5 protein-coding genes are annotated in these 6,061 nt (G+C 59.2%); 3 read left to right on the top strand and 2 right to left on the bottom strand.

Annotated features, from left to right (window positions below; all coding sequences use genetic code 11):
- Positions 1–445 precede the first annotated feature (445 nt).
- From ACHEXL_RS07845 to ACHEXL_RS07835, 3 genes are read left to right on the top strand one after another with little or no spacing between them, the layout of a single operon-like run.
- Positions 446–1,624 carry a TolC family protein gene (locus ACHEXL_RS07845; RefSeq protein WP_416558783.1) on the top strand — a complete coding sequence of 393 codons (1,179 nt, stop codon included), beginning with the start codon at positions 446–448 and terminating at the stop codon, positions 1,622–1,624.
- A gap of 2 nt (positions 1,625–1,626) precedes the next feature.
- A complete protein-coding gene (locus tag ACHEXL_RS07840; RefSeq protein WP_416558782.1) occupies positions 1,627–3,786 on the top strand; it encodes an ATP-binding cassette domain-containing protein in 2,160 nt (719 codons plus the stop codon).
- Between the two features lie 8 nt (positions 3,787–3,794).
- Positions 3,795–4,964, top strand: coding sequence for an HlyD family efflux transporter periplasmic adaptor subunit (locus ACHEXL_RS07835; RefSeq protein ID WP_416558781.1), 1,170 nt, complete (start codon positions 3,795–3,797; stop codon positions 4,962–4,964).
- Between the two features lie 17 nt (positions 4,965–4,981).
- Here ACHEXL_RS07835 and dut read toward each other — a convergent pair whose 3' ends face one another.
- Both dut and ACHEXL_RS07825 read right to left on the bottom strand, forming a co-directional pair.
- Positions 4,982–5,449 carry a dUTP diphosphatase gene (dut, locus tag ACHEXL_RS07830; RefSeq protein WP_416558780.1) on the bottom strand — a complete coding sequence of 156 codons (468 nt, stop codon included), beginning with the start codon at positions 5,447–5,449 and terminating at the stop codon, positions 4,982–4,984.
- Positions 5,450–5,455: 6 nt separating this feature from the next.
- On the bottom strand, positions 5,456–6,001 hold the full coding sequence (locus tag ACHEXL_RS07825) for an FKBP-type peptidyl-prolyl cis-trans isomerase (RefSeq protein WP_416558779.1): 546 nt from the start codon (positions 5,999–6,001) through the stop codon (positions 5,456–5,458).
- Positions 6,002–6,061: the final 60 nt, after the last annotated feature.

Below are 6,061 nucleotides of genomic sequence, written 5' to 3'. Positions count from 1 at the left end.
GCGTGACAGACCGCGAATCTTTGAATCAGAGCGCATGGGCTGAAAAGTCCATGCGCTCGTAGTTTCATTGGATCTGATGTTTTTAATGTTTTAATTGAATTAACTGTTTTATAAGTCTTAAAAATTTTAATTTAAAACTAAGGTTATTTATTAGTCTAAAATTGACAGCATGGATTCATCTGGAAATTGACTGAAGAGGTCTTTTTGGGGTCTTGCACATGCCTTCGAGGCTCATCCAAGGCGGTTTTGTGTGTTCAAGGTGTAAAAAATGCTGGATTTAAATCGCTGTCACTCGATGTGGCGCTGGGCCTGGATTTCGTTGGGGCTTGTTGGTTTTCCTTTGACGGGAGCAGCACAGCACGAGCTTGTCACTGCCCGCCAGGTGGCTGCTGTGCTGCCTGCTGAGGTGGCCAGTGCGCCGTCGCATGGGGTCTTTGAGGGGCTGTTGAGGACCGCGACATCGGTGCACCCGCAGGTTCGCGCAGCCTTGGCGCAAGGCGATGGGGCGAAGCTCGATGTGGATGTGGCCAAGTGGGGCTTTTGGCCCACCTTGTCATTCAACACGCAGCGCACCGATGGCCCGAACACGGCGGCTCAAAAAGGTGCGACTTTCAATGTGCAGCAGCCATTGTGGTCAGGCGGTGCCTTGAGCGCACGCGTGGCTGCTGCTGAAAAGTTGGATCAGGCCAGCGCCGAGCAGGTGAATGTGGTGCGTGGTGATGTGGCTTTGCGTTTGGTGGAGGTCTGGGCCGGTTTGCTGGATGCCGAGGCCAACCGCGTCGTGACCAGCCGCACCTTGGAAGGGCTAAACCGCTACCAAGCCATCATGCAGCGGCGGGTGTCGGCGGGTTTGTCTTCTTCGGTGGAGCTCAGGCTGCTCGCTGTGCGCGTGTCGCGGGCGCAGGCCGATTTGGCGGATGCCGAGTCGGCCATGCAAATGGCGCTGCAGCGCATGGAGCAGCTGGTGGGTGGGCCTTTGCAAACGTCGTTGCCAGCTTTGCGCGTGCCATTGCCTCAAGGCCCTTTGGCGCAGTGGATGAAGATGCAAAGGGCCGAGGTCGCGGCTGAACGTTTGGCGCAACACCCCGCAGTGCGCAGGGCCGAGCTGGATGCCGCGGCGGCCTCGGAGCAACTGAAGGTGCAAAAAGCCGAGCGCTGGCCCAAACTGGTGTTGGCTTATCAGCGTCGCCTGGGTGATGTGACCACCGAGGCCGAGCGCAGTTTGTGGACCCTGGGTCTCAATTACACCCCTGGTGCGGGCCTGGCAAGCATGACGCAGTCGGCTGCGGACAGTGCACGTTTGCAAGCTCGCTTGGAGGCCGTGGACGCGGTGCGCCTGGAAAAGCAGGAGCTGGTCTTGCAGGACTGGACAACTTTGCAGAGGGAATTCGACCGCCAGGCCTCGTTGGTGTCCACGATCGACAGTGCCAGCGAAGTGTTGGCATCTTATGAGCGACTGTATTTTGGTGGCCTTAAAAGCTGGCTGGAGGTGCTCAATTCCTTACAGGAGTTGTCTCAGTCGCAGCTGCGTCTGGCGCAAGCCAGCAATGCCACCACGTTAGCCTACTACCGCTGGCGTCTGCGCAGCGGTGAGCTGCCGACCCACCCAGATTGGATGCGATGACTATGAATGAATTGGCTTGGGAGCAGCTGAGTGCTGCATTGGTGTCTTTGGCGCGCACACAGCGGTTTGCCCTCGACGAAGTGAGGTTGCAGGGGGCTGTGTTGGCAGTCGCGGGTGTAGAGGGCGCTGACGCGGTGGCTTTGTCCCCGGTATTGGCCGAGCAGGTGTGTTTGCAGGCAGGTTGGGTGGGTGCGCGAAGCTTGTCTGCGCCACTGCGCGAGCGTTTGCCCTTGTTGGTCTGCAGCCGCACCCATGGCTGGGGCTTGCTGACACAAGGTCTTATGGGTGACGAATGGTTGCTCGAGCGTGCAGGCCAGCCGGCGGTGCATGTGGGGGCTGGCGATCTGACGTGTGTGCTGCGGGTGTTGCCACCCGAGGCCGGGGCGTCGGGTGGGCCTGCCAGATTTGAAGACCGTTTGTCGCAGGTGCTCAAGTCGTTTCGGGGCCCCATTGCAGAGTCGATCACCGCGTCTTTGATGATCAACTTGTTGGCTGTGGTGGTGTCGTTTTTCTCGATGCAGGTTTATGACAAAGTTATTCCGACCCGCAGCATCGAGACGCTGGTCGCCCTGCTTGGCGGTGTTTTGATCTTGATCGTTTTTGAGTGGGTCATGAAATGGGCCCGGTCCAAGGTGATGGACCGCGCTGTGGTGGGACTGGACAGCCGATTGGGGCGGGACATTTTTGAGCGTTTGCTCTCGGTGCGGCTGGACCAGATGCCTGCTTCCGTTGGTTCTCTGGCTTCGCAGCTCAGAGGCTACGAACAGGTCCGTAACTTTTACACCGCCTCAACTCTGTTCGCTCTGGTGGATGTGCCTGCTGCTGTGATCTTTTTGGTGGTGATTGCGTGGATCGCCTCGCCCTGGGTGGCTTTGGTGCCCTTGGTCATGGCCACATTGGCTTTGGTGATTGGCTTGACTTTTCGCAGTCGGGTGCGTCGCCTGGCTGCCGAGGGCCAGCGCGAGGTGAACATGAAGACCGGCATGTTGGTCGAGACCGTGGAAGGGGCTGAAACCATCAAGGCTACGCACGGGGGCTGGTTCTTCTTGTCCAAATGGATTGATTTGTGCAACAAGACGATCCTCAACGATCTGAAGATGCGTCACACCAATGACAGCTTGCAATACTTCATGGCCAGCATGCAGCAGTTCAGTTTTGTGCTGCTGATTTCTCTGGGTGCCGCGCTGGTGATTGATGGGATGATCACCATGGGTGGTTTGATCGCCTGTTCGATATTGGGCGGGCGTGTCTTGTCGGCCGTGATGATGGTGCCCAGCCTGATGGTGCAGCACGCACACGCCCGTGTGGCGATCGATGGCGTGGAGGGTTTGTACAAGCTGGCGCCTGACACCACAGCGGGTGTTCATCCCTTGACGCCTTCGGTGTTGAATGGTCAATATGTGCTGGAGGATGTGCAGTTTGCCTATGGCAAAGCGCCGCCTGCTGTGAGTGTGAAGCGTTTGACCGTCACACCCGGTGAGCGCATTGGCATTTTGGGCACTGTGGGTTCAGGCAAATCCACGTTGTTGCGTTTGATGGCGGGTTTGTATCGCCCCACCGAGGGGCGTGTTCTGATCGATGGCTTGGACGTGTCGCATGTGGCGCGTGAGACGATGAGCAGGCATGTGGGTTATGTGCAGCAAGACCACCGCTTGTTCGAAGGCACTTTGCGTCAGAACCTGTTGGTGGGTTTGCCCAATCCGGGCGATGACGTGATCAAGGCCGCGATGGCGCAGACCGGCTTGCTTGATTTGGTGGCAGCGCACCCCATGGGCTTGGATTTGCCTATTTTTGAGGGCGGGCGCGGCCTGTCTGGCGGACAAAAACAATTGTTGGTGTTTACCCGTTTGGTGTTGGCGAGCCCCAAGGTCATGTTGCTCGATGAGCCCACGGCCTCCATGGATGCAGGGACCGAAGCCCGTTGTCTGAATGCACTGCGTAACCCGCAACTGGGCGGCAGCACCTTGGTGCTGGTCACGCACAAACCCAGCATGCTGGCTTTGGTGTCGCGCGTTTTGGTGGTGGCGCGTGGCCAGGTCGTGATGGATGGGCCGCGTGATGCGGTGTTGGCGCAGTTGAGTAAAAACACCCAAACCGAGACACCGTCTGCCCGCCAAACGCCGCCTGCCGTGGGCGTTCAGGTTACAGGAGCGCGGGCATGAAAGAGAACATGAAGCAAAGAGCAGATTTTGATACGCCCCACAGTGCATCGGTGCGCCTGACCTTGTGGGTGACGATGGTGGGGCTGGTGGGCTTGACCGTCTGGGCGGGCATGACCGAGATCGATCAGGTCAAACGTGCTCAGGGGCAAGTGATTGCCAGCGACCGCACGCAGATCATTCAGGCGGTCGACGGTGGCGTGCTGCGTGAGTTGTTCGTGCAAGAGGGGCAAGAGGTCAAAGAGGGGCAGTTGCTGGCCAGCTTTGAGAAAACCCGGGTCAAGGCGGCGTTGGACGATACGCAGGGCAAGGTGATGGCCTTGCGCATCACATTGGCCCGTTTGCGTGCCGAGGTGTATGGCCAAAAATTGAGCTTTGACCAACAGATGAAGGCTTACCCGGCCTTGATCGAAAACCAGACCAACCTGTACAACCGCCGCAAGACGGCCTTCACGGAGGACATCCAGGCGCTGCGCAAGGTGCATTCGGTGCTGCTCGAAGAAAGCGAGATGATCAAGAAGCTGGAGTCCACTGGCGATGTGAGTCAGGCGGATATCTTGCGATCACGCCGCCAGATTGCCGACATCGAGGCGCAGATCACGACGCGGCACAACAAGTTTTTTCAGGATGCCCAGGCCGATATGACCAAGGCCCAGGAGGACCTGAATGCCCAGAGCGAGGCGTTGAATGACCGCGCTCAGCTGCTGGAGCAGACTGACCTGAGTGCGCCCAGCAGGGGGTTGGTGAAAAACATTCGTGTGACCACCTTGGGCGGGGTGGTGCGGCCGGGTGACACGGTGATGGAGTTGCTGCCCACCCAAAGTGGGCTGGTGCTGGAGGCCAAGGTGTATCCGGCCGACATTGCTTTTGTGACCGTGGGGCAAGCGGCCAATGTGAAGCTGGATGCGTTTGATGCCAGCATCTATGGTGGCTTCAGGGGCGAGGTGGTTTATGTGAGCCCCGACACCTTGGTCGAAGAAACCCAACGCGGCCCTCAGCCCTATTACCGGGTGCATGTGAAGATCGGTGCCAAGGACTTTGATGGCGAAAAGGCCCAGCGCATGGAGGTTCGCCCCGGCATGACGGCACAGGTGGACCTGGTGGTGGGCCAGCGCTCGATTTTGTCGTATCTGGTCAACCCGGTCAGCAAGGTGCTGACTCAGGCGCTGCGGCCGATTTGAGGGTTCAGGTGTTGGATTCAGGTGCCGGTGGAGCCAAAGCCCCCGGCGCCGCGCTCGCTGCTTCGGCTGAATTCGTTCACCACCTGAAACTGTGGACGCACCACAGGCAAAAACATCATCTGGGCAATGCGTTCACCCGGCTCGATGGTGATGGCTTCGCTGCCAGGCGGGTTGCGGTTCCAGACGCTGATGAAGCACTGGGCGGTGTAGTCGGCATCGATCAGGCCGACGCTGTTGCCCAGCACCAAACCTTTTTTGTGGCCCAGGCCAGAGCGCGGCAGGATCACGGCGCACAGGTCTGGCGAATCCATGTGCAGCGCAATGCCCGACGGGATCAGCACGGCGGCTTGCTGAGGCTCGATGCGCATGGGGGCATCGATGCAGGCAAACAGGTCGATGGCAGCGGCCAGCGGGGTCTGGTACTTGGGCAGGCCCCAGGTGTTCAAGCGGGGGTCAATGATCTTGATTTCGATGGTCGGGTGCATGGCGGCTCAGTGCAGGGTGGGGCCTTTGGGCGATGACAGGAGGGTGTTTTCGTCGCCTACTTCGATCTTGAAAAACCCCGTGCCGCAGCTGCCGCTGCCCACTTCGGCCTCGGTCGGCTCGCGCACAGATTCCACCTTCAGATGCAGGCGCAGCGCAATGCCCGACAGCGGGTGATTGCCGTCCAGCACCACATGCTCGGGGTAGATTTCGGTCACGGTGTAGAGCACGTTGCGCGGTGCATCGGGGTGGCAGCCTTCGGGCAGGGCGGTGCCTTCGATGGTCAGGCCGGGCTCCAGCCCCTCGGGAAAGAGGGCCAGCGGCTCCAGAAACAGCAGGTTTTCGTCGAAGTCGCCAAAGGCGTCTTCGGGCTCCAGGTGCAGGTCGACCTTGGCGCCTTTTTCGTGGCCTTGCAGGGCTTCCTCGATCTTGGGCAGCAGGTCTTGGCCGCCAATGAAAAATTCAACGGGCTCGTCTAGGGTGTCCAGAACTTCGCCCAGCGTGTCTTTGAGTGTCCAGGTCAGTGCGACCACAGAAGGTGTCTTGATTTCCATAGGACAATTGTCGCAGTTTGGCGGCCGGTTTTGAGGCCGCTTGCGCTTTGAATGGGGCCG

This window comes from Limnohabitans sp. YIMB22184 (assembly GCF_048020265.1).
Classification (GTDB): Bacteria; Pseudomonadota; Gammaproteobacteria; order Burkholderiales; family Burkholderiaceae_C; genus Limnohabitans_A.
Note: the sequence above shows the minus strand (reverse complement) of the source record. Positions and strands in the feature narration are given on the sequence as shown.

Coding starts and splice junctions, on each gene's coding strand:
- ACHEXL_RS07840 (WP_416558782.1), top strand. CDS start 1,627: ATGAATGAATTGGCTTGGGAGCAGCTGAGTGCTGCATTGGTGTCTTTG.
- ACHEXL_RS07835 (WP_416558781.1), top strand. CDS start 3,795: ATGAAGCAAAGAGCAGATTTTGATACGCCCCACAGTGCATCGGTGCGC.
- dut (WP_416558780.1), bottom strand. CDS start 5,449: ATGCACCCGACCATCGAAATCAAGATCATTGACCCCCGCTTGAACACC.
- ACHEXL_RS07825 (WP_416558779.1), bottom strand. CDS start 6,001: ATGGAAATCAAGACACCTTCTGTGGTCGCACTGACCTGGACACTCAAA.